The organism is Gemmiger sp. An50 (genome assembly GCF_002161595.1).
GTDB lineage: Bacteria > Bacillota > Clostridia > Oscillospirales > Ruminococcaceae > Allofournierella.
Window position 1 is genome coordinate 1 of record NZ_NFID01000022.1, and the last position, 26,288, is coordinate 26,288.

At 53.4% G+C, this 26,288-nt stretch carries 29 protein-coding genes, 1 tRNA gene and 4 pseudogenes; 6 read left to right on the forward strand and 28 right to left on the reverse strand.

The features are described from left to right. Nucleotides 1-224 (reverse strand): TnpV protein (locus tag B5G03_RS15535; RefSeq protein ID WP_140401722.1); only part of this gene is annotated, 224 nt, incomplete at its 3' end. A gap of 478 nt (nucleotides 225-702) precedes the next feature. Between B5G03_RS15535 and B5G03_RS15540 the strand changes: the two genes are divergently transcribed. Then, on the forward strand, nucleotides 703-1,467 hold the full coding sequence (locus B5G03_RS15540; protein WP_087182582.1) for an MBL fold metallo-hydrolase: 765 nt from the start codon (nucleotides 703-705) through the stop codon (nucleotides 1,465-1,467). A gap of 60 nt (nucleotides 1,468-1,527) precedes the next feature. Here the strand turns inward: B5G03_RS15540 and B5G03_RS15545 are convergent, their stop codons facing one another. From B5G03_RS15545 to B5G03_RS15660, 24 genes and pseudogenes are all read right to left on the reverse strand, one after another. Next, nucleotides 1,528-1,722 (reverse strand): transposon-encoded TnpW family protein, encoded by a 195-nt coding sequence (locus B5G03_RS15545; protein WP_087182583.1) that lies wholly within the window; start codon nucleotides 1,720-1,722, stop codon nucleotides 1,528-1,530. Nucleotides 1,723-1,736: 14 nt separating this feature from the next. Continuing rightward, nucleotides 1,737-2,579 carry an ATP-binding protein gene (locus B5G03_RS15550; protein ID WP_087182584.1) on the reverse strand — a complete coding sequence of 281 codons (843 nt, stop codon included), beginning with the start codon at nucleotides 2,577-2,579 and terminating at the stop codon, nucleotides 1,737-1,739. After that, nucleotides 2,576-3,334 carry a phage replisome organizer N-terminal domain-containing protein gene (locus tag B5G03_RS15555; RefSeq protein ID WP_087182585.1) on the reverse strand — a complete coding sequence of 253 codons (759 nt, stop codon included), beginning with the start codon at nucleotides 3,332-3,334 and terminating at the stop codon, nucleotides 2,576-2,578. Before B5G03_RS15555 ends, B5G03_RS15550 begins: the two co-directional genes overlap by 4 nt. Before the next feature lie 112 nt (nucleotides 3,335-3,446). Continuing rightward, nucleotides 3,447-3,833 carry a cysteine-rich VLP domain-containing protein gene (locus B5G03_RS15560; RefSeq protein ID WP_087182586.1) on the reverse strand — a complete coding sequence of 129 codons (387 nt, stop codon included), beginning with the start codon at nucleotides 3,831-3,833 and terminating at the stop codon, nucleotides 3,447-3,449. After that, on the reverse strand, nucleotides 3,823-5,448 hold the full coding sequence (locus B5G03_RS15565) for a relaxase/mobilization nuclease domain-containing protein (RefSeq protein WP_087182587.1): 1,626 nt from the start codon (nucleotides 5,446-5,448) through the stop codon (nucleotides 3,823-3,825). The genes B5G03_RS15560 and B5G03_RS15565 overlap by 11 nt, the downstream gene beginning before the upstream one ends. Continuing rightward, entirely contained in the window at nucleotides 5,420-5,818 is a 399-nt protein-coding gene (locus B5G03_RS15570; RefSeq protein WP_087182588.1) for a plasmid mobilization protein, read from the reverse strand. The genes B5G03_RS15565 and B5G03_RS15570 overlap by 29 nt, the downstream gene beginning before the upstream one ends. A gap of 582 nt (nucleotides 5,819-6,400) precedes the next feature. Beyond that, complete coding sequence (locus B5G03_RS15575) at nucleotides 6,401-6,814, reverse strand: DUF3788 domain-containing protein (RefSeq protein WP_079697807.1); 414 nt, start codon at nucleotides 6,812-6,814, stop codon at nucleotides 6,401-6,403. Nucleotides 6,815-6,943: 129 nt separating this feature from the next. Next, nucleotides 6,944-7,141 (reverse strand): helix-turn-helix domain-containing protein, encoded by a 198-nt coding sequence (locus B5G03_RS15580; RefSeq protein ID WP_087182589.1) that lies wholly within the window; start codon nucleotides 7,139-7,141, stop codon nucleotides 6,944-6,946. Beyond that, a complete protein-coding gene (locus B5G03_RS15585) occupies nucleotides 7,134-7,556 on the reverse strand; it encodes an RNA polymerase subunit sigma-70 (protein ID WP_087182590.1) in 423 nt (140 codons plus the stop codon). Before B5G03_RS15585 ends, B5G03_RS15580 begins: the two co-directional genes overlap by 8 nt. A gap of 160 nt (nucleotides 7,557-7,716) precedes the next feature. Beyond that, the gene (locus tag B5G03_RS15590) at nucleotides 7,717-8,160 is read right to left on the reverse strand and encodes a zinc ribbon domain-containing protein (RefSeq protein ID WP_087182591.1); all 444 of its coding nucleotides are present in this window, start codon (nucleotides 8,158-8,160) and stop codon (nucleotides 7,717-7,719) included. 129 nt (nucleotides 8,161-8,289) lie between these two features. Further along, a pseudogene (locus B5G03_RS15595) lies at nucleotides 8,290-8,418 on the reverse strand (Maff2 family mobile element protein); the annotation flags it as partial. Between the two features lie 248 nt (nucleotides 8,419-8,666). Further along, nucleotides 8,667-10,070 (reverse strand): annotated as a pseudogene (locus B5G03_RS15600) (VirD4-like conjugal transfer protein, CD1115 family); the annotation flags it as partial. 328 nt (nucleotides 10,071-10,398) lie between these two features. After that, nucleotides 10,399-10,854, reverse strand: a pseudogene (locus tag B5G03_RS15605) (VirD4-like conjugal transfer protein, CD1115 family); the annotation flags it as partial. Beyond that, complete coding sequence (locus tag B5G03_RS15610; protein ID WP_087182594.1) at nucleotides 10,851-11,321, reverse strand: PcfB family protein; 471 nt, start codon at nucleotides 11,319-11,321, stop codon at nucleotides 10,851-10,853. The gene B5G03_RS15610 and the pseudogene B5G03_RS15605, both read right to left, overlap by 4 nt. Before the next feature lie 36 nt (nucleotides 11,322-11,357). Beyond that, a complete protein-coding gene (locus B5G03_RS15615; RefSeq protein ID WP_087182595.1) occupies nucleotides 11,358-12,164 on the reverse strand; it encodes a hypothetical protein in 807 nt (268 codons plus the stop codon). A 14-nt stretch (nucleotides 12,165-12,178) separates the two neighbouring features. Further along, nucleotides 12,179-12,604 carry a DUF3846 domain-containing protein gene (locus B5G03_RS15620; RefSeq protein WP_087182596.1) on the reverse strand — a complete coding sequence of 142 codons (426 nt, stop codon included), beginning with the start codon at nucleotides 12,602-12,604 and terminating at the stop codon, nucleotides 12,179-12,181. Further along, entirely contained in the window at nucleotides 12,601-13,407 is an 807-nt protein-coding gene (locus B5G03_RS15625) for a hypothetical protein (RefSeq protein WP_087182597.1), read from the reverse strand. Before B5G03_RS15625 ends, B5G03_RS15620 begins: the two co-directional genes overlap by 4 nt. Nucleotides 13,408-13,420: 13 nt before the next feature. After that, a complete protein-coding gene (locus B5G03_RS15630; protein ID WP_087182598.1) occupies nucleotides 13,421-15,493 on the reverse strand; it encodes an LPD1 domain-containing protein in 2,073 nt (690 codons plus the stop codon). Further along, on the reverse strand, nucleotides 15,471-15,722 hold the full coding sequence (locus B5G03_RS17190) for a hypothetical protein (protein ID WP_140401262.1): 252 nt from the start codon (nucleotides 15,720-15,722) through the stop codon (nucleotides 15,471-15,473). Before B5G03_RS17190 ends, B5G03_RS15630 begins: the two co-directional genes overlap by 23 nt. 11 nt (nucleotides 15,723-15,733) lie before the next feature. After that, nucleotides 15,734-16,504 (reverse strand): DUF6674 family protein, encoded by a 771-nt coding sequence (locus B5G03_RS15635; protein ID WP_087182599.1) that lies wholly within the window; start codon nucleotides 16,502-16,504, stop codon nucleotides 15,734-15,736. After that, entirely contained in the window at nucleotides 16,467-16,787 is a 321-nt protein-coding gene (locus B5G03_RS15640; RefSeq protein WP_087182600.1) for a helix-turn-helix domain-containing protein, read from the reverse strand. The genes B5G03_RS15635 and B5G03_RS15640 overlap by 38 nt, the downstream gene beginning before the upstream one ends. Before the next feature lie 12 nt (nucleotides 16,788-16,799). Beyond that, nucleotides 16,800-17,780: a toprim domain-containing protein gene (locus tag B5G03_RS15645; RefSeq protein WP_087182601.1), complete on the reverse strand. Its 981-nt coding sequence runs from the start codon at nucleotides 17,778-17,780 to the stop codon at nucleotides 16,800-16,802. A 237-nt stretch (nucleotides 17,781-18,017) separates the two neighbouring features. Then, nucleotides 18,018-18,899, reverse strand: coding sequence for a DUF6017 domain-containing protein (locus B5G03_RS15655; RefSeq protein ID WP_087182603.1), 882 nt, complete (start codon nucleotides 18,897-18,899; stop codon nucleotides 18,018-18,020). A 42-nt stretch (nucleotides 18,900-18,941) separates the two neighbouring features. Then, nucleotides 18,942-19,460, reverse strand: a complete 519-nt coding sequence (locus B5G03_RS15660) for a DUF5720 family protein (RefSeq protein ID WP_087182604.1) — start codon at nucleotides 19,458-19,460, stop codon at nucleotides 18,942-18,944. 272 nt (nucleotides 19,461-19,732) lie between these two features. On the opposite strand from B5G03_RS15660, the pseudogene B5G03_RS15665 reads away from it, so the two are divergent. After that, nucleotides 19,733-19,918: pseudogene (locus tag B5G03_RS15665) on the forward strand (site-specific integrase); the annotation flags it as partial. A 40-nt stretch (nucleotides 19,919-19,958) separates the two neighbouring features. On the opposite strand, the gene B5G03_RS15670 reads toward B5G03_RS15665, so the two are convergent. Continuing rightward, a tRNA-Ser gene (locus tag B5G03_RS15670) sits at nucleotides 19,959-20,052 on the reverse strand. A gap of 261 nt (nucleotides 20,053-20,313) precedes the next feature. Here B5G03_RS15670 and B5G03_RS17195 point away from each other — a divergent pair. After that, the gene (locus tag B5G03_RS17195) at nucleotides 20,314-20,607 is read left to right on the forward strand and encodes a hypothetical protein (RefSeq protein ID WP_140401723.1); all 294 of its coding nucleotides are present in this window, start codon (nucleotides 20,314-20,316) and stop codon (nucleotides 20,605-20,607) included. On the opposite strand, the gene B5G03_RS15675 is transcribed toward B5G03_RS17195, so the two are convergent. After that, complete coding sequence (locus B5G03_RS15675) at nucleotides 20,604-21,683, reverse strand: M24 family metallopeptidase (protein WP_087182606.1); 1,080 nt, start codon at nucleotides 21,681-21,683, stop codon at nucleotides 20,604-20,606. The genes B5G03_RS17195 and B5G03_RS15675 overlap by 4 nt on opposite strands. A 151-nt stretch (nucleotides 21,684-21,834) precedes the next feature. Between B5G03_RS15675 and B5G03_RS15680 the strand changes: the two genes are divergently transcribed. Continuing rightward, entirely contained in the window at nucleotides 21,835-22,746 is a 912-nt protein-coding gene (locus B5G03_RS15680) for a magnesium transporter CorA family protein (protein WP_087182607.1), read from the forward strand. A gap of 66 nt (nucleotides 22,747-22,812) precedes the next feature. Here the strand turns inward: B5G03_RS15680 and add are convergent, their stop codons facing one another. Beyond that, nucleotides 22,813-23,808, reverse strand: a complete 996-nt coding sequence (gene add, locus B5G03_RS15685) for an adenosine deaminase (RefSeq protein WP_087182608.1) — start codon at nucleotides 23,806-23,808, stop codon at nucleotides 22,813-22,815. 467 nt (nucleotides 23,809-24,275) lie between these two features. Here add and B5G03_RS15690 point away from each other — a divergent pair, with 467 nt between their 5' ends. After that, the gene (locus B5G03_RS15690; protein WP_343286912.1) at nucleotides 24,276-25,451 is read left to right on the forward strand and encodes a MalY/PatB family protein; all 1,176 of its coding nucleotides are present in this window, start codon (nucleotides 24,276-24,278) and stop codon (nucleotides 25,449-25,451) included. A gap of 48 nt (nucleotides 25,452-25,499) precedes the next feature. After that, the gene (locus B5G03_RS15695) at nucleotides 25,500-26,210 is read left to right on the forward strand and encodes an amino acid permease (protein ID WP_087182610.1); all 711 of its coding nucleotides are present in this window, start codon (nucleotides 25,500-25,502) and stop codon (nucleotides 26,208-26,210) included. The last annotated feature ends 78 nt before the right edge of the window (nucleotides 26,211-26,288 follow it).

The window sequence follows — 26,288 nt, forward strand, 5'->3', positions numbered from 1 at the left end:
GCAGTCTCGATGATTTCCAGCCGGTTTTTGCAGGCGGCGTCGGTTTCCGCCAAATGGGGAAAGAGTTTTTCTGTAAGCAGCAGGGTACTGTAAAGGGCCGGACGGTACTCCTTCAGATAAGCACGACGCATCCGTCCATACTTGCCGATGTGATACTCCCTTGTGTCTGACAATACAAGGTTGGGAATCAAGTAGTCCCCGCATTGTGTGTAGGTCAGTTCCATAATGGCCTCCTTTGTGGGAATGTGTAGTGGGTGACAGTTACGGTCAAGGTCAGGAGCATCCCTCCTTCATCACAACTGTCTTTTCATTCGCCACAAATGAGCCGCAGTCATGATGTAATTTTCGGTGGTGTAATCCACCCTTTATAAATTACATCATGGTTGGAAATGGAATTGCTCTCGCCTTGCAACTCGTCCTCATGAGACAATCTCGGATAAAGGGCGGTAATGAGGTTTTGGGTGGCTTGTCTTAACATAAAATCCTCCGTTTCCGACAGCCAGCCCCACTATTCCGTGGTTTCATTGTACCACGGAATAGGGCGGGCTGTATAGCTGCAAAAGTGTAAAATCTGCTTCTTTATGATTTGTCAAATTGCTGATTTTTGTGTAGCGTTTTGTAGAGTTGCTTTCAGTAGAAAAGTTTATATCTGTGTGCTATACTTACTTTCAAAAGCGATTTCGATAGAGCGGGTGATAAAACATGAGTAGTTGGTTTACAACGGAAATAATCGACAAAGATACTTTTGCAATCAGTGAGTATCGGCATTGGGAAGAAACGCATTGCTATTTACTTTGTGGCACTAAGAAAGCCATATTGATTGATACGGGGTTAGGGGTGGCAAATATCAAAAAAGTAGTTGATAGTTTGACATCACTTCCAGTTACAGCCATAACAACACATATACACTGGGATCATATCGGCGGGCACAAATATTTTGATATTATCGCAGTCCACGAAGCAGAAAAAGATTGGTTATCTGGTAAATTTCCTATACCTTTGCAAGTGGTAAAAAGCAATCTTATGAGAAAACCATGCGATTTTCCCTCTGACTTCAAAATAGAGGAATATCAGATTTTTCAAGGAGTCCCGCAAATAATTTTACATGATAACGATTGCATTGATTTGGGGAATAGGAAATTGATAGTTCTTCATACGCCCGGGCATTCTCCGGGGCATTGCTGCTTCTATGAACCGGAAAGAAAATACTTGTATTCCGGTGATTTAATATACAAAGGGTGTCTTGACGCTTTTTATCCAACAACAGACCCACAACTTTTCTTTCAGTCCATAAGAAAATTGCAGTCTTTAGAAGTACAGCGAATTTTACCTGCACATCATCAACTTGCTATTCCCGCCGATATAATTAGCCGGATTGAAAAAGCCTTTTGCCAATTAGCAAAAGAGGGTAATTTAAAGCAAGGCTGCGGTGTATTTGATTTTGGTGATTTTCAAATCCATGTATGACCTTTACTCACATTCCAGCGGCCATGCTCCCCGGCATGGCCGCTTTCCTCATGCCCCGGTTCACGCCGGACAAGTCGGCTCCTGTGTAGCAGCGGCTTCCGCTTCCAGTACCCGCGCCATTTTGTCGGCGGCGGTGGTGGTAGTGTCTTTCTTGAAATAGCCGGACACGACAAGGACGGAATTGCCCATGCGGATTTCCGTCACGCAGTCGGGGCGGCGGGCTGTGCGGGTGTCGTGCTGCTTGTTATCTGCCATAGGCAATACTCCTTTCAGTCGGTAATCAGTTTCTTCATGCTCTCCATTTTCCGCTGCGCGGTTTCCTGCCGGAAATTGTCGCCGGTAAAGCGTACCGGGACGCACATGGAAAGCAGGCGGTCATAAATCCGGGAATGGGCGGTGTCCTCCGGGTTCCGCAGGTCGTCCAGCGTGAGGTTGGTCGTGACGATCAGCGGCTTGCCGCTGCGGTAACGGCTGTCAATCACATTGAAAATCTGTTCCAGCCCGTACTCGGTGCCGCGCTCCATGCCGAAGTCGTCAAGGATAAGCAGCGGATAGCGGCAAAGGCGGGAAATGTATTCGTTGCGGTTCTCAAAGCTGGCGGCAAGGTCGTTGAGGATAAGGGCAAAATTCGTCATGTGGACGGGGATTTCTTTCTCCATGAGGGCGTTTGCGATACAGCCCGCAAGGTAGCTTTTCCCGGTTCCCACGCCGCCCCAGAACAGGCAGCCGATATTGTCGGCTCGCATATCCTCCCAATGCTCCACATACCGGCGGGCAATCCCGGCCTGCGGGTTCCTGCCGTTGTCGTTCTCAAAAGTCCAGTCCCGCATGGTGGGGTCGGTAAAGCCCCGGCGTTTCAGTTCCTCCACGGTGTCAAGGTGCCTGCGCCACTTCTCGGCGGCCTCCCGTTCCTCACGGGCGGCTCTCTGGCAGTCGCACTCTGCCGGGTGGCGGTCACGGCCAAAGATAGCGGCCTTATCCGGCGCAAAATAGGCTTCTTTCGGCTTGCGGCACTTGCCGCAGTACAGTAAACCGTCCTCGCCGGTGTAGTCCTCCGGCTCCGGGGTGGCAGTCGTCATATTCTCCAAAACAGCGTTGATTTCGTTCTTCATAAACTCTCGCCCTCCTTGCATGAGTAGTCTGGTATGCCCTTTTTCGGGGCTTTCTTGGCTGCGTCCTCCTGCGCCCATTTGTAGATTGTGGCGGCATGGCTGCGGTATCGCTTGCCGCTGGACGCGATATGGCAGGATAACCGGTCAATGTAGTAGTTCCATTTGTCGGGCAGGTCTGCTTTCAGCCCGTCCAGTTCTGATTGCGAAAGAAAGACATTTTCATACCGGCCATAGGCAGCGCGGGCGGGCTGTCCCGTATCTAACTCTCGCTCTCTCTCTTTTTCTATCTCTATCTCTTTCTCTATCTCTATCTCTGGTGGACAAATGTCCGCTTGATATGGTGGACAAATGTCCGCCCCGGCCTTTGGCAAGGCTTTCTGCTCCTGCAAAGCCAGCCTTGCCCGCCGTTTCCGCTCCCCCTCGGTAGAGGATTGGCCGATCAGCAGTTCAATGTTGCTCATATACAGCGCGCCGCTTGGCAGCGGCTCTACAAGCCCCAGCTTCATAAAAATCTGCAAGGCTCGTTCTACGGTGCCGACTTGCTGGCGGGTAATGGTGGCAATCATCTGCGCGGTGTAGGGGATATTTTCATCAAGCTGCAACTTCCCGCCGTTTTTCAGCGATTTTAGGTACAGTTTCAAGAGAATGTTGGAATAGAGGATACCGTCCTGCATACTTTCCAGCAGCACGATAGCGTCCTCGTCAAAGTAATTCTCTTTCAGCTTGAGGTAGTAGTATTTTCGGTTGTCTGACATGGTTCCTCCTTTGGGTGGATTTGGGGCGTTTGTACGCATTTAGAACGCCGTTTCCGGGGGAAAAGGATAAATGTATCGCGTACCCTTTGACATCCACGAAAAAAGCCTTGATTTATGCGGGTTTGAAAGGCTCTAAAGCGTGACATTTACGCCTTTGTTTCCGCTTTCTCTCGGCGGCTTTGATTTTCTTCATGCGTCCGGCGCAGTCGGGGCAGTAGTTTCCCCGGTTGGATTTGGGGACAAATGCCGCGCCGCAGACAGCACACCGTTTTCGGCTCCCCCGGTACAAGAGGGCTGCGGCCAGCTCCCCGTCAAGGGGCAGGACAGCCACACGGAACCAGCGGCACATGAGGGAAAGGGAAATGCTCTGGACGCACACGCAAGGCTCCCCGTCGTCTAACAGCAGGCAGTTCCCCCCGTCATAGTTACAGCACTCATGTACCAACCGCCGCGCCCGCCGGTGCTGGCGGTAGTCCATGCGGGGCAGGTTATCGTTCATGGCTCTGCTCCTTTCTGCGGTGGGGTTCCTCCCGGCGCAAAATCTGGTCGATGTTCCGCTTGACGGTCTGCAATTCCTTGAACCGCTGTTTCTGTTCGTGATAGGTGTTATACAGGCCGTCTTTCTCGGAGATAAGCTGCTCGATCTCGACCTGCAAAGCTTTCCGGGCGGGCAGCTTGGTAATGCCATGCGCCTTGAAATACCGGGCGGCGGCTTCGGCTATGATAAAATCGCTCTCGTTTGCCTGCCGGTATGCGGCGCGGGCTTTCTCGGATTTCTGCGCTTTCAGCCCGTCGCGGGCGGGCTTGGTCTTGGCATAGGCAAGTACCTGTTGCTGCAACTCCTTTTTCCCTTGTAGCTTTGTTTCCAGCGTTTTCAACTTGCCGCTGGTCTGGCGCATTTCCTGATAGGCGGTATCAACGGCGGCTTCTAACTGCTCCGGGGAAGTGAAGCCGTATTCCTGATACACATTCAGCGTCGCGGCCATTTGTTTGAGGTTGTGCATGGTCGCCCAGCGTTCATAGCCCCGGCCTTTGCCCTCGGCCATTTTCTGCTCAATGTCCACAAGCCGCTGCACACCGTCCTGTTTCGTGGTGGTTTGTGGGGCTTTTGTGGGCTGTATGCCGGTTTCCCCATGCCGGGGATATTCGGGTATGGCTGCGGCCTTTTCTGTGGCTCTGGCGGCGTTCTGCTCCAAAACGGCAAGGACAGCGGCGCGGTCAAAGTCGTCGCCCAGTTTCCGGGCGGTAATGGGCTTTGTCCTGTCCGGCGTGAGATAGGATAGCCGCCCCCGGCTCTCCTTGACGGCCACGCCCTCCCGCAGCAGCAGAGAGGAAAAGTCCTCGAATGAGGTCGCCGCAGACAGCGCGGCGCGTATGGTCTGCCGCAGCTTCTCCTTGTTCGTTTCAAACTTGGTCTGCCGGGGCGTGATACCGTCTGCAATCATGGGGGCGTTCTGCTTGTCCAGCGCGGCCTGTCCCTTTTTCTGCGCCCAATACTCCCGGTCTGTGACGCGGTTCTTGCTGCCGTTCAAGAGGTCGATTTGGTAAAGCCCCTCCCGGTGGCACATTTCCATGACTTCGGACTTGAAGTAGCGCAAGGCAGCGTCGGTACAGCGGTGCTTGCAACCGGCTTTCGTGTCGGCTGGCCTGTCCATGTAGGGCAGGAACGGGACTTCCTCTATCCGCAGGCTGTTAATGACGATATGCACATGGATATTGCCGCTGTGGTTATGCCCGTCCGGGTGGGTACATACAAGGGCTTGGTGGCCGGGGAAATGCTCGGCGCAAAACTTCTCGCCCAATGCCTGCGCCCGGTCTACGGTCAAGCCGTTGTCCGGGCCGTCCCGTGGGTCAAAGCTGATGATATAGTGGTGGCTTTTCACATCTTCCCGCCGCTGGTTCTTCCCATAGCGGAGATTTGCCCGCATACAGGCAACGGCAAAATCCTCCCCACCGCAGTTCAGCGTGGACAGCCGGTAGTCCTCGCGGGGGATAAGCCTGCCGGTTTCATCAAGGACGGGCTTCATGGTAAACTCGTCATGCTCAAAAAGCAGATATTGTTCGGCGGCTCCGTAGTCGGCATTTTTAGAGTTGATATGCTTGAGTGTTGCCAACTGCGTCACCTACTTTCTGTAAGACTTCATACTTGAGGGCGGCAAGGTCGGCTACGGCGGCGCGTACCTCGCCGGAGAGGGCGTTATAGGGTGCGCCGTACTCATTCAGATACCGGGCAATCTGATTGAGGTTGCCGCCGATCCTGCCGTACTCGGCGGTCAGCTTCCCGACAGCGGAGAGCAGTTCGTCATTGACCGCTGACACATGGATAACGGGGCGTATGGTGGTGCGCCGTATCGCCTGCCGGAGAAATTCCGACTGGCTGATACCATAGGGCGCAAGCCGCGCTGTGAAGTCGGCGTATTCATCTTCGGACAGCCGGGTTTTCACAACGCGGCTGCGGTGGGGTGTGTTGTATTTCTTTCGCATGGTCGTGACCTCCTTTCTTGCCGCATGAGCGCGGCGGGGATAAGCGGCGCAAGCCGCAAAGCAGGGTTTGGGGAAGGCACTCCCCAACAAGTTTCCCGCGAGGGGCAAAACCGCAGAATTGCGGATTTTGGCACCGTGGTAGAAACTTGCTCTTAGTAAGCCGCAGACTGCCCCTGTCCGGGCTTTTCCGTACATAGAGCGAACGGGGCGGGGCTTTCAGCCCGCTGTACGCGGTCTTTTTCCTTTCGCCAAAGATACATTTGAAAGGCCGCCAGCTACCCGCTGTCCGGGGATTTTTTCAAATTTCCTTTCGCTTCTGTAATACGGGAAAGGGGATTTTGGCAACCGGCGGGGCAGAGAAATTTTCCTTTCACTCCCTACAACACCAACAAAGGCAAAAATGACGGAAATACTGGAAATTTTCTCTTTGCTTCTTAATACGGACAAATTTCAAAAATGCCAAATGGACAACAAAAAAAGCAGCAAATCTTTTTCAGACTTACTGCTTTCGCTGGCCGCCGGTGGCGGCTGGTATTCAGTTTTGAAAGTTCAAGTTTAGATTTCCCCAACGAATTGGAAATGTTATTTCCGATTCGGTTTTCTTTTGATAGCTAACAATTTCATATAATCATCAAATTCAGCCATATTAGTCGGTTCAAACATTACCCATTTTCCGTCGTGGTAGGTTTTTGCTTCATCATATTGTTTACAAACGGAATTAGAAAGGCTATCCCTAATATCTTCAAATTTTGTCCTTTCATCTTTTCCAAAAATAATCATGAAACCAATGCAATTACTTTTTGCATATAGGCAACAAAGTGTTTTGCCACCTCTACGATATTTATACTCGTAAGTCCAATTCTTACCGCCAGTATTCCAAAGTCGTTCCATATCGTATTTTTCATCAATAGCTGAACATAATGTTTGCCATACTTCAAATAAAGATTGTCCGAGCAATTCAGTCATAGTTGATTGAGATGGTATATTTTCGAGCATTGTATCACCTCCATAAATGTGTGTTTATCGCTGGGTCTATTATACTATATCTGCTCTTCCTTGGAAATAGATGAATTGTAAACTTGCTGAGTGGCACCGCTAATGACAGTTGGTATTCAGTTTTTCAATCTATCGGTCAAAGCGAAACTTGAATAGCGCGGCAATTAGCTGCTGCTTCACATATTCCTCAACCTCGGCGTTGACCTGCCCGTGTACTTTGGAAAAATAGCGGATATATCCGGCGTAGTGGGAAAGGACGGTGTCGATTGCGTCCGGGTCGCCCCCATGGGCTTTAACGATTGTTTCATAGGGGAGAAGTTTACTCATAGTCTTTTCCCTCCATGAGCCGCCGTAACCGCTGCAAGGCAAGCTGGATATGCCGCCCCGCTGTGCTGCGTGTCCGGCCAATATGTATGCCGATCACTCGCTGCGGCTGGCGCAGGAAATAGTAACGGAAAATTTCTTCCTGTGCCTGCTCCGACAAAAGGGCAAGGGCAGCGGCAAGTTCCGCATGGTACAGAACGGCGGTCTGGCCGCAGGCGGTAAAAAGATATTCTTCAAGCTGCTCCGGCTCGGCAAGCTGGACAAACTTCTCATTCATCAGATAGTCAAGGGAAACTTCCCGTTCCCATCTCCGGCGCAGATTCAAAATTTTATCTATGGCTGCGTGACGAATGACAATCTTGCAAAAGGCATTGAATGTGTACTGGATATGCACCTTGTAGGCTTCATCTTCGGTCATGGAAATTCCCCCTCTCTGATAATAGTGCGGGGCGGCAGCACTCCTTGCTGTCGCCCCTTGATTGCCTACCAGCAAAGGCGGGCGGGGCTGTCAACGACGACGCGGAGCGGCGTTCATTTTATCGTTGATTGGCTCGGCTGGCTTTGCTATGACAATATAGTTATTTCCAATGCTTTAACTGCGAAAGATACAAATCAAACTGATTACGTCTGGTTTTTTCATCTGCGTTATCGGGATTTGGCATATTCGCAACCAGATAATCCAACAAAGATTCCTTGGATTGATATGCAAATTCCCCATTAGCATAGCACCATTTACAATAGTCCTCGTTATAGCTTCCGTCTGGTTCTCGGCTAATCAGACCATCTTCATTCAATGGCATTCCGCAACACTGACAAACAAGTTGCCGTGGAGAACCCAGAAGCGTATTGATTGACACATCAAAAACTCGTGATAACAGTTTTAAGGTATCTGTATTTGGCTGTGTTTCGCCTGTTTCCCAGCGACTAACCGCCTGTCGGGTAACTTGCACACGTTCAGCCAGTTGTTCTTGCGTAAGGTTGTTTTTCTCGCGTAAATTTTTAAGAATACCTTGTATTTCCATGCCCGTCCCTCCTAAAGGTTGTTTTTACTCATTATAACTTCAAAACGGGGTTTTAACAAGCAACTTGCTGTTGCTGCGGAATAGTGGGCTGCTGTCTATCAATTCTTATGTGTTACTTTATGGCACATGAGCATTAGCTCCGGGATTGTCATTTCCATATCCTTCCAAAAGATTGATAACGCCCCATGCACCCAAACCGGCGCCCAGCGCAACAACCAAAATCTGCAGGGTATCAATAGCAGAAGTGAAAAAACTCATATTGGGTAATTACCTCCTTATCAAATGAAAAATGATAGTGTTGTGGCCGTTTTTGGCCTGAAACGCAAAAAAAGCCGCCCGCTGCTTGAAGAAAGAACAAACAGCGGGCGGCGAGCGCAGGCGTACATCCTGCGGATTGTGAGTAAATTTAGGAGAATCACGGCTCCTTACCAATAGGCACCTCCTTGAAATGGGCATAAAAAAATAAGGCCCGCCGAAAAGAAAAAGGATTTTGCAAATCGGCGGGCCTATTCGGTATCGTCTGCGGATTCTTCCGCAAGCTCGGACGGGCTGATCTCATAGTTGAGGAACAGATCGTCCGGCCTCACCCGTAAGCGGGTAGACAGGTATTTCTCTATATCGAAAGTATTTTTCGGGTTAAAATCCGAAAGGTACTTATAATTGGGGTGCTGGGTAATATCGTATTTTTTGGACAGGAAGGGCCGGACGCCGCGCACCTGCAGCAGACACTTCCCGCCGTCCATCACGGCAAGCTCATCCATGGACATCAGATCTTTACCCAGCTTTTGGAAATTCTGACCGTGGGATTCCTGCGTCCCTTTCGTGACGCTGGTGTTATACATATCAATCGTTTCTTTCCCCAGCAGGGCGCTCCAGCTTTTCAGGGTGGTTTCCTCCTTTCCTCCCAGGAACAAGCTGGAATCACAGTTGCCGATGATGGTGTCCATGTTATCCTTATACAGTGCTTTCAACTGGCTCTGTGCCTGCAGCACCAGGCAGGCTGAAATCTCTCTTGACCGAATCGTTGCCATGAGTTTTTCGAGGTTTGGGATCTGCCCGATATTAGCCGCCTCGTCAATCAAACAGCGCACATGCACCGGCAGCCGGCCTCCGTATTTATCATCCGCCCTTTCACAAAGCAAGTTAAAAAGCTGGGTATAGGCCATGCTGACAAGGAAGTTGAATGTGGCGTCCGTATCGGAAATGATAAAAAACAGGGCTGTTTTCCGGTCCCCGACCAAATCCAGCTCCAGTTCGTCATACATGGTGATCTCCCGGACTTCCGCAATATCAAAGGGTGCTAATCTGGCTCCGCAGGAAATCAGGATTGACTTTGCTGTTTTTCCTGCCGCCAGTTTATACTTCTTGTATTGCCTGAGGGCGAAGTGGTCCGGATCTTTCTGCTCCAAAGCGTCAAAGAGAAGGTCAACCGCATTTTTGAACGATTCATCATCCTCACGGACCTCCATGGCATTTATCATTTCTACCAAAGTGGAGAAGTTCTGCTCATTCTTGGGAGCCTCATAATAGATGTAGCCGATCAAAGCCGTGTAAAGCAACGTCTCGGCCTTCACCCAAAAATCGTCCCCAGATTTGCCTTCCCCTTTCGTATTGGCAATCAGAACTGTCACCAGTTTTAATATATCCTTCTCCGAATGTAGATACGCAAAAGGGTTATAGTGCATACTTTTCTTAAAGTTAATGGTATTGAATACCTTGATCTGATAAGGCTCATAAACGATCTTGCCTTTCTTATTGCGTAGGGGCTTGCCGTCCTTGCCCAGCTTGGGAGCGCCGCGGGACAGCAGCTTTCCGCACTCCACCAGGACAGTGCCCTTCGGGTCTGTCACTACATAGGAGGAATGGAGCTGCATCAAGTTCGGCTTGATGAAGAAGCGGGTTTTCTGTTCGTGATTACCGGATAGCTTTTTATCTATCCCTCCGGGGCTTTCGCCCATTTCCATCGGCATGGCGTCCATGCCCGGCATAGCATACCTTTTCGCCTAGCAAAGACCGGCAGGCGGCGCGGACTCGTGGAGCCGTTATATTCTGCCGAAACAGGGTCAGGCTCTATGCGTTGCGTGTGACTTCCTTTTTACAGGCAAGCCTTCCACTCTGATTAGGGCGCGACACCCTTCCAGGTTTCTTCCGCACTGATACCCTCGACCTGCAGCCGGTATTGGTCGAGGCGGCGAAAGCAACGCCCATTCGCGCATTTCAAGCATTGCCTGTCAGTCCACCACTGCCGCTTCCTCCAACGACAAGGACATTTTTATTCCGGGCAAAAGCCGGATTTTTTGGCCTGCCGGACATCATCAGCCCCTCCGTCTGGGTCAGAATGATGTTATTTTCCGGCTTGGGGTCCATAAAGGGAGCAATATCCGCCTTCGTGCCCCAGCGGGCGCTCCCGTATTCCACATCCTTCCTGTACTTTTTGGCATTTTTACCTTTCACATAGACCACCAGGCGAACCACTGCGGCGCCAATCAGCCCGATCAGCCAGTCAACCGCCGCGCCGGGCATAGAAGTCTGAAAGGCCAGAGTAAAACCATCCGCCAGCCCCAGCAGCTTTGTGGAAGCGTCAACACCGGGAGCCAGCCGCACCGCTTCGCCAACCTTGGCAAAGAACCAAAGGAATATAAGATAAGGAAGGTTCGGAAGCACATATTTTTTCAGAATATCCGTCATCTTCATCGCTCCGGCCCTCCATGCTCCTTGTTCTTTACAGGATCGCGGGCCATCTTCCTTGCCATCTCTTTGAATTTCGATAACTGGGAGAGAAGGGACGGCCTGTTTTCACGTTTTACCGTCTTTTGCGTATATTTCTTGAAGGCGGCTTCGATAGCATCGGCTTGATTGGCCTTAAAGTACACGGTCCATTTAGGAGGGGAAACACTGACATCCTTCTCCACATGGTAACGGACCTTATATTTCTTTGCATACCGCTCAAAAGAGCGAATCCGTTCCTCAACCTCGATCTTATGGGCGTCCGGCGTCTGTGCCGTAAGGCGGCGCATACTGTTCCGGCCCACTTTTGGGGTATTGCGCTCTTTTTCAATTTTTCGCAAGGCAGCGGCAATAGCAGCCCGCATGACACGGCCTGTCAGCTTTGTGGCCTGGACAGTTACGGATATGGATTTCCGTTCAAGTTCTTCCTGCAATCACATCCTCCTTTCGCATTTATAATAGGTAGAAAATCATCTGGCCTCCGTTTGGAGGGCTTGCTGCCGGGGCGCTTTTTCAAAGTCTTTGGCCGCCTGCGCTACCTGCACACGGGCATGGTCGAGAAACATTTTTAACATGGAACGGGGAGAATCCCGTTCCACCAGCTCACCGGTCATGCCGCTGCACTCGTCAGGCAGGTAATCCTCAATGTCTTTTAAGGCTTCCTCGTTACTGCCGATAAAGCCCCAGCAGCTATCCTCCAGCTCGCCGTCTTTATACAGTTCAAAACCATACGCCTCGCCGCGAAGGTAGGAATCGTAATATTCCACCTCGCCGCGCATACGGTCCTCCGCCTTCTTCCGGGTAGCGGAAGTGAAGGTCTTGCCGCCAAACTCCCGGAGGGCATCTTCCTTGGAGGCGTAGATCCATCCGACCTGCCCGCTGTCCCAGGGGCAGGAAAAGCCAGTGGTATTCATGGTAATGCCGCTGTGGTCGTAAAGATACAGCGGCAGCATAAGGAATTTCTGTGAGATCACCTTCATCAGCCGTTCATCCACCTCACGCTCATAGGCCGGAGAATCAAAAGGGGCTTTGATTTTGTAATTCATTAGGTCCAGTGCCCGCTCATAACGATGGGCGCCCCGTTCATTGTCACCCACTGTTTTCAGGTACAGGTCCCGGAGAAAGTCATCTTTATCTATGTAATTGTGATGGTCGCCCAGGGGATAGCGCCGGTGGAAGCAGACCATTTTCCCGAAATTATCATCCTCACGGGGATTGAACGGGTCATCGTCCGGCTGGATCACCAGCACATACGGGCCGCGTGTCGCTGTCAGCATCTTTGGCCTCCTTCCTAAAGCTCCGGCCCGGATTTATGGGGCGGCTTCTGTGTCCTCTCTTTATCTTCCGGCGAGGGGACCGGCTGCTTGACGGCAAGGATCTTACCGCCGATCCGCGCAAACGATTCCGGCGCCAGAAATTGCTCCTTATATTTTTCCAGCAGGTCAGGGGGAAGATCTGAAAAACTTTCTTCCCCAAGCCCGGTGATAAGAAAATTACCGGCAATGATGTCGTAAATCTCTCCGGTATCATCCCGAAGCGCACGGTTCAAAGGCAGCCCCAGGAATTTCCCTTCCTCATTGCAGATCAGGGCCACAGGGTCCTCATACGGATAAACCGCCTGGATAGGGCCGTCCACCGCAGCCTGCAAAGACTCAAGCCCCGGCTCAATATCTGTTTCATGGGGGATTTCCCCAGGCTGCACCATTAAAACTTTCATCTATGAATATCCTCCTTTTTCTTATCCGGCGCTTTTGGCGGCGCTGCTTTTTCCTGCCTCTTTGCGTCTGAGAGCTTTTCCAGCACCGAAGCCCGTCCTGCCTTGCCCGAATCACGCCCCGGCGCAGTTACAGTCTTTTCCGGTTCCTGTCCTTCCACGGTATATCCGGGCAAAAGGGCGCCATGTACGGTAAAATGGTCTTTGTATTGCTCTGGGACCGGAGGGGAAATCTCCGTGAACAAATGAGAATAGGCTTTTTTCCGGCCTTCCAGATACTTCATGGCAGCATTTTTATCGGTATAGCGTTTCTGGTTCTGCCCGGCGATCCTTTTTCCGTACCCCCGTTTAGGGGAATTTACATAGACATCCCAGGTGACATACCAGGCAACCGGTATGCTCTGTTTCGTTTCCCGGTCATATTTCGTATCTTCCCAAACGCTGCAAGTCATCTTATAAACACGGTTGCTGATTTCTTCGCCATCCCGCCAGTTATCCTTTGATTGCCACTGATTAGATGTATGAGCAACCTCCGGGGTCCGCAGATATTCCAACGCCCGGTTGATGGTCTGTGTCGCCGCCGCCTGCTGTTCCCATTGCTTTGCCGCAGCCAAAACGATCTCATAGGCTTTCTGCTCACCATCAATGCTTCCCTGGCACATGGCCTCCAAACTTTCCGTGCCCATGGCGATCAAAGCAGAAATATCTACATTTTCGCAGGAAACACTATGTTCCACTTTTAATTCATATCCGGGTTTTAAGTCATCCCCATAACGATAAACACGGTAATCCTTATTTTCTTCCAATCTTTCACCTCCATCAAAGTTCCGGCTCATGGGTCTTATTTTGTTTTGGCGCTGCTGGCGTTTTGCTCTGCTCTTTAGTAGCGGCAAGTTGTCCTAAAATAGAAGGCTTCTCCCCACCAAAGAGGGAAAGCTGTTCTACATCCGTGATAACCGGCATGGAATCCATGCGAGAAGGCGTAGGTGCGGCCACTGGCCGAGTTTCCTCCAATGTCTGCGGGTGATCGGAATGGGTGAGGAAATGCTCCCGCTTTAGATCCGCAAAAACTTCATCAAAAACAGCATTGATGGCCTTGCGTTCCTCGCCCTCCGGGAAGGCTTTCAAGATTTCCATTTTCCCATCCTTGCCGGTGGCAAAAGTAGCGGCGCTGTCGGCGTGGCCCGCCAGGTAGTCCGAAATTTCAGGCGCCAGCTTATCTTTGATATAGCAGGCGAAAGCCCTGGCGGTCATCTCCGTATTGCTTTCCCAATAGCCGCCGTCCTTTTCGCACTCTTTGCCCATACGGATAGAGTTTTTATAGAAATCCGTTTCTACACGGCCAATCTGCGGAGGTTCCTGCGTCTGCATCCCGGACAGCATATGCTCGAAAATCTCCAGCCGGTCACGCTCACTCTTAGGGATCACCCGCCCGGTAACAGATTTCTTGAAATCATTTAACTGTTCCACAGAGCCGGGGACACCCAAAAGAAATTCTTCCCGAAGGACCGCATAAGCCTCCATGTGCATCTCGTCATTTGCCGCCCGTTTAAGCGGGGTGAGTACCGCCGAATCCAGCCAGCTTGCCGCATTTTTCCGGGTACGTTCCACCTGCGTCTCTGTCCGGGCCGCGGCCTGTTCCGGTGTTTCCGGCTTATATTTCATGGTTTCAATCAGTTTTTTGAATGGCTCATACAGGTGAGAATGTTCAGAAAGAAATCCCTTTGCTCCCATTTTCACGCCCAGGTAATCATCAAGACCATGCCACCACTCATGGGCCAGTGAACCGGCTCCGTGCATTTTGGTAAGATTGATGACCTTCCGCAGCGGTTCATAGTGGGCGGCGGCATTTCCGCTGCCGCGGGCGCCAAAGGCAATCGAGAGCGTTCCCTGGTAGGAAATATCCTTTTCACTGATCTGCAGGACAGCCGCCAGGTCTTTAAGAGCGTCAAACCCCATATTCAGAGAAGCGCGCCGGTCATTCTGCGTCATCCAGTTTCCAAACTCGCCGCCCCGGAAAGCAAAGGCGTCAAGATAATCCTGCCCGATCACATCACGCTTTCCGCGGTAATCCGGGCCGGTACGCCGGACGCGGGAAAGCTGCTGCGGTACAAATCGCTGTTTACCGCTGGCTCCGCGCTGTCTGGAAAGATCCTGAACCCATTTCAGAGCTTCCTCACGGGTGGCAAAATTCGTTTTCAGGATCGTATAGCCCTTCGTGACATAGTAGGTATCGGGAAGCCAGTCATTATTTTTCGAGTAGGTCCTTTTGCCATCATTGAACCGAATATCATACCCGCGGGGAACCTTTTGCTCGGCGGGGACGCCAAACTGCTTTTTTACAGCCTCCCGAACGATTTTCCGGTCAAAGTCCTGTGTCCCACGGAAATATAGGGCATTTACCAGCTTATCGGTGATTACCGGGTTATCCCGCCCCTTTGGGGTGGCCCGGATATACCCGCCGCCGATCCCGTGAGAAATACGCTCACAGTAACCTCCGCCGATGATAAGAGACTCAAACACGCCCATAGCCTCCTGAATCGTCTGAACCTTTTCAACGGCTTCCTGCACCTGACGGACGGTTGCAATGTACTCTTTCTGCCGCGCCAGGCGCTTCTCCGGCGTATCATCAGAACGCAGATAACGCGGGGAGGCGTTCAGGCTGTCACGCACAACTTTCCGAAAGTACAGAATATCCACCGGGACGCCGGATTGGATCAAGGCATTATAATCCGGCTTTTTCCATACATTATCTTTTTTGACATACTTATCGGCCTCGCGCTCGTTCATACCCAACAGGTCATCCACATACAGGCCGCGGGCTGCCCAAAGGTCCTTTTTGGCGCCGCCGATCTTTTCACCGAAATCTTCATGTACGATTTCTTTCGCCATCTAACTCCACCTCCTTTATCAGCGAGAGTATATATTTTTTTGCTTCCGGCACATTAGAAAAAGCGCATGGCCTTCCAGACAGATAGGCCAGCGCCCGGTTCCATTCAGATATGGGATATAAATGGTTATCTATTTCAAGCATGATCCCGAAAGCGGGGAGCGTACACCAAAGCCGCAGATCCGAAATGAACACATCCAGCCGGTCAGCAAGGGTGTCAAGCAATCCCATTGCCATGACACCTACCGTTCCGCTTTGCTTACAGCAGGCACAGTTTTTTTCGCTGGCGGCTGCACCTTCTCGCCATTTTCCTGCATAGCCCTTAAAACGGAGGGCCTGCGTTCAGCGGATTCCTGCAAGCGGGTTACACTGTCAATGGCTTTTTCGATGCTCTTTTTGGCGGCGGTCATGCAGGCACGATCCGCTTTATAGGGAGCCGCAATCACCTTAGAAAACCTGCCGGGGCTTTTGACTTCGGCCACCGGTTCTTTGCCCACCAGGGCGCGGCCCATGTTTTTCAAATGCCTGCCCGCCTGATGGTATTCAGCGGAAAGGGTCTGGATCTTGGAAACAGCGTTATCGTCAATACGAATACTGTTATCAATCGCTTTCCTGATCCCTTCCAGCATGGGTTTGACATGGAAAAACCGGGAAAGGCCATCCAGGGCAGAAGTGCCGCGCTCTTTGAAAGCCGAAAGTGCTTTTTGGCAGCCTTCGATAATGTGATCTTTCAGCTCCGCCAGCTTTTGGCGCATATTGGATATATTATCCTCCAGCGACTTACAGCTCTTTTGAAGCACAGCTTTCAGAGAGCGGCTCTGCACCTGTTGAAGCTCCTGGCGCATAGTTTTCAATTCCTCTACGGCCTCGGCCAACCGGCTTTCCAGCTCGCCAACATGGGCAACCATTTCAGCAAAATCCTTGCCGCTGGGGGAAGGGTTCTCTTTCAGGACGGCCAGCAATTCCTTCACATACTCATTTTCCACAAGAAGCTGTTTGTTCCTTCGCTTCACTCGTCTGGCGTCCTCCTTTCTCCGGGCAGCTTTCCCCGGCAATCTTACTTACGATTTCCGGCCCGGATTCATAAATCTGCATCAGCCTCCGGGCCATGCTGCAGGGACGGGCAGCACCCGTTGTCCAGAGGCGCACCGTGGAAGGGGTGACATTCATTAGCAGAGCGAAGGCTTTTTCATTGGTTTCCAGCTTTTTCATCAAAGCCTTAACCATGGACGGGCTGTACTCCGGGCAGCGGGCAGCCCCGGCGATTACCTGAATCGCGGATTTGTCGTTATTCATTGGGTTTTCCTCCTAAATTGAAACAGCCGCCTGTTTCTGGCGGCTGGCGTGTTTTTCTTCGCGGATCGCTTGAAGCGTGCGCTGTAATTTTTCATTGTAGTCTTTCCCGCTGCGGGGAGGATTGACAGACACCCGGATTTTAGAAAATCTCTGGTCTGATTTCAGCAGTGCCTTGATTTTCCGGGCGTTGACCCGGCCCGCAAGGTCATTGTCCAAGTAGAGGGCAACACGGGTGATCTCCGGGTGGCGTTCCAGGAAAGCGACCAGGGCCACAGGGGAGGTCCCGCCCAGGGAAAGCCGGTAGCCATTCCATTGCCAGCCCTCCAGCTTTTGGAGCGTAGCATGGGAGAGGGCGTCAATCGGAGCCTCAAAAACCGCCAGGTGGCGGCTGCCCGGCTGATCCGGCGGGTAGCAGAAGCTAAACCGCTTATCGCTGCCGCTGATGTCCTTTTTCAAGTTACCTGCAATTCCGCGGACGCAGGCAAACCGGTCCGTACCGGTATCATCCCGGCCAACAAAAACGCAAACCGCCTCGTTGTTATAGCGGGACTCATAGAATAGGCCCAACTGCATACACCGTCTGATGATGTCCGAATGGATTCCCCGGCGTTGAAGATAAGAAACAGCAAAGGTGGCACAGCGTTTCCCCCTGGGGAGGCGGAAGGGCTTTTTCTCCACCGGTTTCCGCTGTTCCCGGCTGCCGGAAGCTGTATAATGGGAAACAACAGGGGTTCCGCTGCCTATCAGCCGTTCCACAGCATCCACAAAGCTGTACCCCCGGATCTCCATGAGATAATCCACGGCGTTGATCTTTCGTCCACGGCTGTTCCAGTACCAGTAATTCTTACTTGCCACATAAACCAGGCTGTCATGCTCATTATGGCGGTAATTGGCGCCTTCCTGTTTCAGCACACCGCTTTCGTTGGAAAGCAGATAAGCCAGCAGATCAACTTCCCGTGCCTGGTCGATCTGTTCCTGGCTTAACTTCGGCATAATTTCAGCGTTTCATGGATTTTCATGGCGCTCGGCCTCCTTTCTGTAATTTTTTCATGTAAGTACGCAGGCAGCTCCCGTCCGTACTCCAGCACACAAAACCATGTGAAGGAAAAGGGCAGCCTGCACAATCCGGTTTCATCGTGCAATACATTTTTTCGGTTTGAGGACGCTTTTCCTCCCGCCTGGAAGCATATACCGGGCGTCCGTTTCTTTTGCCCATAGATGCATCCCCCTTTAGCCGTAAAGATCGTGATTGACTTCGGCCCGGTAATAGCTGTCCATGGTAGCCGGCGCGTTATAGAGAGCCGCCAGCAGATAGGACTTGATATTCCGAACCTTGGTCGTGTTATTATCCAGGCAGTCAAACACGTACTCCACATGAGAGAAGTTCACTTTCAGAAAGCGGCTTTTTACCACCTCACGGGGGTAGTCATCACCGGCAATGCGGATATATGGCCGCTGGGAGAGGACCGTCTGCAGCATCAGCTCAACCAGTTCGTCCACACGCTCATACCCATACCGGTGGACAAGAGCCTCAAATTCAATATTTTCTTTGATAATCTCCCGGTAGGTATCTATCCTATCAATCCTATCCCTATCCATCTCCGTGTTACCATCAGGCGTTCCTCCAGAGGCCGGATAGATTGATTGATGGATATTTGATATATCCGTAATTGATTTTTCAGTAATTGATTCTTGTATATTTAATTGGGCGGGTTTTTCCTGTTCAGGTTTTCCCAAAACAGGTTTTACCTGTCTTGGATTTACCTGTCTTGGATTTTCCCGTTTAGGTGGCAGAATAGCGTCCTGCTCATCAGAAGGCACAGGTTTTTCATGGATGACATACTCAATATCGCCCAGCCTGCCATGCGCGTCACGGAGCCGCTGCCGGGTAAGATACCCTTGCTTTTCCAGCTCCTTGATCGCGCTGCTGATAGAATCCACCCCATCTTTACAAATATGGGCCAGGCCCTTAGTCGTATAGTCCCAATTATCAGGCAAGGACAACATCAACGACAGCAGCCCCTTTGCCTTCAAAGACAGCGACACATTCCGAAGATGGTGATTGGACATGACCGTAAAATCTTTTGTCTTTTCAACTCTGAACACTGCCATTTGACATCCTCCTTCCTGGCAAGTCTTTATACTGAGCAGCAGCTACAAATCTCTGTCTTTATGGTCGTAATTCAAATAGCCATTGTGTACCTTGGCATGGTTCTTTAGCTTGATAAAGCCACGTTCCTGATTCTCCAACGCTTTCTGATACCCTTCATCCGTGAGAAACAGGCGCATCTTATCGCCTTTATAGCCGACAGGGGATTCAAAAGAAAGCACATCAAAGACAACCATGTGGCGTACCTGCGGGTCAAACCGCTCCAGGGCCATAATGTCATGGCCTTTCAGTTTTTCAGCCCCGGATTGCTGCCGGGCCAGTGCGATCCGCTCGCCCATAGTGCGAGGGTAAGGCAGGTGATAATTCTTCTGGATGTCCTTCACCAGATCCATGCACTGTTCATCCGACAGAACCCGCAGCTTTGCCATGAGGCCCCGCACCATATCACGCTGCTCTGGGTTGCGGGTGAAACGGGCTGTCATATACAGTTCATCCAGCACTTTGGCCTGGCAGTCGCCGTCAACCTGAAACAACTGCCTTTTTTCTTCTTCGTTAAGTTCCATGTGAATTTCCTCCTTCTGAAAATGGGCGCAAAAAAAGGGCGCCCATCAGATCAGATGAAACGCCTTGGCAAACAGCGGTCCGGTAAAATACCGCACCGCTGCTGTAATATTCAATTTTGTCTTTTAGGTAACACCTCCCATCATTCGACAGATTTTTCGTTGACTATCAAGGTTGGAAAAGGAATTGAATAGGCAACGACAAACGCTGAAACCCTTGAAAACACTGGGTTTTTCCGTTTGTCTTTATTATACCGTAAGGGCATACCTGTGCCTCGCTTTTGCTGGCCAACGGTGTTCCGATGGAACAGGTAAAAGAATGGCTGGGACACAGTGAGATTTCAACAACGGTGGATATTTACGGGCATCTGCAATATGCCACGAAAAAACAATCCGCCGCAGCCATTGAGCAGGACATTGTGGCGCCCATGCTGCAAAACCTATCGGCGGTTTCTCCATAAAAAGGAAAGAGGTCTACCAGCTTTTCGCTGGCAGACCTCATGGCGGAGATGGAGAGATTCGAACTCTCGCGCCGGTTTTGAGCCGACCTACCGCATTTCGAGTGCGGACCCTTCAACCGCTTGGGTACATCTCCAAATTTATGTTATATCCCTGGTCCCGACCCGCCGACCAATTCAGCCGGTGGAAATCGGGAAGAACAACAGGATAGAACAAGCAACATTATTCAATTTGAACTCGGCTGGAACCCGCATGGTTCCAATGGTTTCAGCCGTTTGGCACTCCGCATAGGAAACCTGATTTCGAATCATTACACCAACTTGGATGATGACGGTAAATCAGGGACGATAGCGGTAACTACGGAACCCCAAAACACACCTCTCAAAGTGGCCGTCAGATGGCTGCTCTCATTATAGCCATTTTCCCGCAAAATTCAAGCCGTGGAAATCGGGAAGAACAACAGGATAGAACAGACCCCAATTCACGATTTGAACTTGCCCGCAAACCCGCATGGTTACTGGCTTTTCGGCAGTTTGGACTTCCAAAGTGGAAACATGATTTCGAGTTTCGCACCTTCGACCACTCGGACAACTCTCCAGATTTAATTTGCACCGTCTATTATAGCAAAATCCCGGCGGCGCGTCAATTTGAAATTTGCGCGCCGCCGGGATTTTTTCGTTTTTCCCTTTAGCCGATCAGGCTCCAGTGCTTGTCCACCTGATTCAGCACCTCGCAGCCGCCGGCGGTCACCAGCACCAGGTCCTCCACCCGCACGCCGAACTCGCCCGGCAGATAAACGCCCGGCTCGATGGAAAAGATCATTCCCTCCTCGGCCACCAGCTCGCTTGTGCTGCTCACGTCGCCCTGCTCGTGGTCGGTCTGGCCGATGAAATGCCCCAGCCGGTGGGTGAAGTATTCGCCGTAGCCCTCGGCGGCGATCAGATCCCGGGCGGCGGCGTCCAGCTCGCTCAGCTTCACGCCCGGCTTCACCAGCGCCTCGGCGGCCTCGTTGGCCCGGCGCACCAGATCATGGATGGCGGCATACTTCGGGTCGGCCTGCTTGCAGAAGTAGGTGCGGGTCATATCCGAGCAATACCGCTGCTTGCGGCCGCCGATGTCGATCACGATGCAGTCCCCGGCCTTCAGGCGGGTCTCGTCGGGCATGTGGTGGGGGTCCGCCGCGTTGGCTCCGAAGGACACGATGGGCGCAAAGGACACATCCTCGCAGCCCAGCTCCTTATACTGGGCCAGAACGAAGGCCTCGCCCTCCTTCTCGGTCATGCCCTCCTTCAAAAAGGCTACGGTGCGGCGCATCACCTCGTCGTTCAGGCGGGAGTTCATACGCATCAGCTCCCGCTCGGCCTCATCCTTACGGGCGCGGGCGTCGTCCACGCAGTCCGAGGCCAGGCGGCACTCCATGCCCGGGCAGGCAGCCATCAGAGGCAGCAGGAACCGGGCGGGCCATTCCTTATCAATGCCCAGGGGTTTTGTCTTGTCCACCCGGGCGGCGATCATGCCCACGCCGTCGTCGGTGTCGGTCATCCAAACCGCCTCGCAGGGAGGATTCGGCACATGGAACAGCCGGTTCAAAAACAGCACGCTGCCCTCCTTGCGCAGATACAGCGCGAACAGCCGCTCAAAGGGCTCCACATCCACGCCGGTCAGATACCAGACGCTCTTGGGATCGCTCACGATCATTTGCTCCAGCCCCTGGGCCTTCATCGCGCCCAGTACCCGCTCCCGGCGAGCCTTCCAAACCTCTTCCATGGTTTCATTGCCTCCTTGCTTTTGCGGCGTCTTGGGCCGCTGTCCAAATCATTATCTCCATCATAATCACCGGGCGGGCCGCTGTCAACGCCCGCGCTTTGCCCCGCCGGGCCGGGTGTGTTATAATGGGCGGCAAAGGAGGCGCTGTGTTATGCCTTACTATCAACTGTCCGCACCGCTGCAGCCCCTGGCCGCACCGCCCGCTGACTGGGACCGGGTGCTGGCGGTGCTCACACCGGAAGAGGCCGCTGCCGCACCCCTGCCCGAGCAGCTGAAGCCCCCCGCCCATCTGACCCAGCCGGACCAGCTGCACCACTGCCGGGTGGATTTCGACGCCGGGCGCATTCTGGGTGTGCTGCACATTCCCGCCCGGGCCAAGCAGCCCGCCAGAAGCCTTTCCTTCGTGTGGGAGGGCTCGAACGTTCTTGTGCTGGCCTCGGAGGAGACCGGCGCTGCGCTTTTGGCCCAGGTGCTGGCCATGCGGCCCCACGACCAGGGCGGCGCGGGGGATTTTCTGGTGGATCTGCTCACCGCCCTGATTCAGGACGGCCTGCCCTACATCCAGCAGCTGGAGGAGCGGGCCGCCCAGCTGGAGCAGGAAATTCTGGCCGGGCGTACCGACCGGTTCATCCACCGGATGAGCGCGCTGCGCAAGGAGCTGAACCGGTGCAACCGGTTTTACGCCCAGCTGAACGACCTGGCGGACATCCTTCTGGAAAATGCCGAGGACCTGCTGGGGCCGGAGAGCGCCCAGCGCATGGGCCACTTCGGCCGCCGGGTGGAGAGCCTGCGGTCGGAAAGCCAGATGCTGCGGGAATACGCCAGCCAGATCGCCAGCGAATACCAGGCCCAGATCGACATCGGGCAGAACCGGATCATGAAGGTGCTCACGGTGGTGACCACCCTCTGCCTGCCCCTTTCGCTGATCGCCGGATGGTACGGCATGAACTTCGCCCACATGCCCGAGCTGCAATGGGCCTACGGCTACCCGGCGGTGATCCTGGTCAGCGCCGGAATTTTGCTGGGCAGCCTGTGGTACTTCCGCAAAAAGAATTTCTGGTAAGGCTCCGGCCTTCCAAAAGACGCACAAGGGGTGCGGGTCCTCGTCGGACCCGCACCCCTTTTCCGTTTATTCCTGTCCCTGGGCCCAGAGTGCTTCCAGCCGGGTCAGCAGGGTTTTCTTTTCTTCGTCGCTCACAAAGGCGCTTTCCAGCGCGGTGCGGTCCATGAGGTAAAATTCCTCGTCGGAAAAGTCGAACCGCTCCGCCAGCACCCGGTGCTCGTTGGCCAGGGTGGTGGCTGAGACGGTGGGATTGTCGGTGTTCACCGTCACCCGTAGCCCCGCCTGCTGGAAGCTGCGGATGGGATGCTCCGCCGGGTCCGCCACCGCCCGGGTCTGCACGTTGCTGGTGAAGCAGCATTCCAGCGCCGCGCCGCTCTCCCGCAATCGGTCCATGCACTCCCTGGACCGGATGGCCGCGGTGCCGTGGCCGATGCGCCTTGCCCCGAAGGAGAGGGCGGTGAGAATGTTCTCCCAGCTGCCGCACTCCCCTGCGTGGATGGTGAAGGGAATGCCCTCCGCCTTCACCCGGGCAAACAGGGGCCGGTATTGCTCCATGGGCACCATGCCCTCGGCCCCGGCAATGTCCACCCCCACAACGCCCTGGCCCAGATACTGCCGGGCGGCGTCCAGGGTGGCCGCGTGGTCCTTGTCGCCGCCCACCATGAAGCAGAGCAGCAGCCCGATGCCGATCTCCGGGTACTCCTTCCGGGCGGCCCGGATGCCTCGCAGCACCGCCTCCACCGCCTGCTGCTGGGTCAGGCCCTTGGCGCAGTGGCTGGCGGGAGCAAAACGCAGCTCGGCATATACCAGCCCCTGCCGGGCCAGGCGGCTGACCAGGTCATAGGCGCAGCGCTCCAGCGCATCGGCGTATTGCAGAATGCGCAGCGGGATGTCGAAGCATTTCAAATAGTCCACCAGATTTTCGCACAGCGGCTGTGCAGCCAGCGCCCCGGCCAGATCCTCCGGCGCTTCCAAGCCCTGTTTTGTCAGACACTCCCGCGCAAAGGCCTCGGTCAGCGCCCCGTCCAGATGCAGATGCAGGTCCACTCGTCCCGGATACATTCGTTCTCCCGTCCCTTCCGTTTTGATTGCAGCCCGCCCGGTCCCGGCGCGGGCTTTTTTCCTATTATAGCACAAGGCCATTTCCCGCGGCCATGATGCCGCTCATTTTCCACACAAAAGCCCCCGCATGGAGCATCCATGCGGGGGTAAGGAGGAAACGGGAAAAGCGCATCCGGCCAGGGAACCGGTTGGTTTTCCGTTTTGCGAATCAAAGCGATAGCTCCTTAATCCCCCCACATTTGGTTTAGCATCATTACAATAATTGGAAAATATCAGCCTTTGCCCCCTGGTTTTCCTCACTTTTTGAACAAATAAGCCCCTTAATTATTAGGCGCATAAACAATTATGCTCCTAAACTCTTGATTTCTGCCAGGGAAGGATATACACTTAGAGCGCAATATAGTTAAGCACCGAAACAAAAAATTTTTACAGGAGGAATCACCCTGCATTACGACTTTGAAACCGTCATCGACCGTGCGGGCACCGGCGCCTGCAAATGGGAGCACATGTTTGCCGACAACCCCAACGTGGCCAAGGGGATCATCCCTCTTTCCGTGGCCGACATGGAGCTGAAAAACGCCCCGGAAATTCAGGAAGGCCTGAAGCGCTACATCGACAACTCGGTTTTGGGCTACTCCAACCCCACCGACGCCTACCTGGATGCGGTAATCGGCTTCATGAAGCGCCATCATGACTGGGACGTGAAAAAGGAATGGATCTACCAGACGCCGGGCGTTGTATCCGCGCTGTTCTTCGCGGTCAAGGCCTACACCGACCCAGGCGACGGCGTTATCATCATGACTCCTGTGTACTACCCCTTCTACGGCGCAGTTACTGCGAATGGGCGTGTGGTGGTGGAAAACCCGCTGATCGAGGACGGCGACAGCTACCGGATTGATTTTGAGGACCTGGAGCGGAAGACCAAGGACCCCAAAAACAAGCTGATCCTGCTGTGCAGCCCCCACAACCCGGTGGGCCGCGTGTGGACCCGGGAGGAGCTGGAGCGCATCGGACGCATCTGCATCGACAACGATGTGCTGATCGTATCCGACGAGATCCACTTTGACCTCATCATGCCCGGCTACCACCACACCGTGTTCAGCACCATCAGCGAGGAGTTCAACCAGCACTGCGTCGTGTGCACCGCTCCCAGCAAGACCTTCAACCTGGCCGGCATGCAGACCTCCAACATCATGATCGCCAACGAGGAGATTCGCAAGAAGTTCATCGACCAGGTGGAGAGCTGCGGCATGTACATCGCCAACATCCTGGGCTACGAGGCCTGCCGCATCGCCTATACCGACTGCGACGCCTGGCTGAAAGAACTGCTGGAAGTGATCGTGCGCAACAAGGAATACATCGAACAGTTCGTTGCCCGGCACCTGCCCCAGGTGAAGGTGAAGCGGCTGGAGGGCACCTATCTGCTGTGGCTGGACTTCCGCGCCTACGGCCTGAGCGCCAAGGAGCTGGAGCACTTCATGAAGATGGATGCCCAGCTGTTCTTTGACGACGGCTACATGTTCGGCCAGTCCAGCGAGGGCTTCGAGCGCATCAACATGGCCTGCCCCACCTGGGTCATCGAGCAGGCCATGGACCGGCTGCTCGCCGCAATGAAGGAAAAGTTCCCCAAGACCGTTCAATGACCACGCCCGCAGCCCTGCGGCAAAAATGTTTACTGAGGAGGAATCATCATGGCTTCCAATGAAACCACTCCCGCTCCGGTTACAACCAAAGACTTGAAGCGGGTTCTTACCTTCAAGGACCTGTTGCTCACCAGCATCGGCGGCATCATCGGCGCCGGTATCATGTCCATCATGGGCATCACCATCGGCATGACCGGCCGCAGCGTTCCCATCTCGCTGCTGTTCGCGGCCGTCTTCGTGCTGCTGGGCATCACCCCCATCATCATCATCATCTCCGGCACCGTGCGCATCCGCGGCGGCCAGTACACCATGGTTGGCATGCTGGCCGGAAAGAAGCTGTCCGGCCTGTTTATCATCATCGACGTGGCCACCAACATCTCGCTGCCCATGTACGCGCTCAGCTTTGCCGATTACTTCCTGGCCTTCGTGCCCCAGGTTCCCCGAAAGCTGATCGCCATCGCCGTGCTTACCCTGTTCTGGGCACTGAACATGTTCGGCATCGACAAGATGGCCAAGCTGCCGGAGCTGGTTCCCGAAATCTGGGAGAAGTCCAGCTTCAAGATGAGCCCCCGCATGCTGAAGGTCTGGTCCCGCGTTGCAATTCTGGTGGGCATCGTGCAGCTGTATCTGCTGGCCCGCGACCTGAGCCTGCCTCTGATCATCGGCAACGTGGCTTCCTTCATCTTCGCGCTGATCTTCTGCAACGTGCGCTCCAAGAGCCCGGACGTGCAGATGGAAATCAGCTGCGAAGCCGCTTAACTCAAAATTACTCTCCGATCCCCCAATCTCTCTTCTCACAAAAGAAAGGAAGCAGCGGCGCGCCGCTGCTTCCTTTCT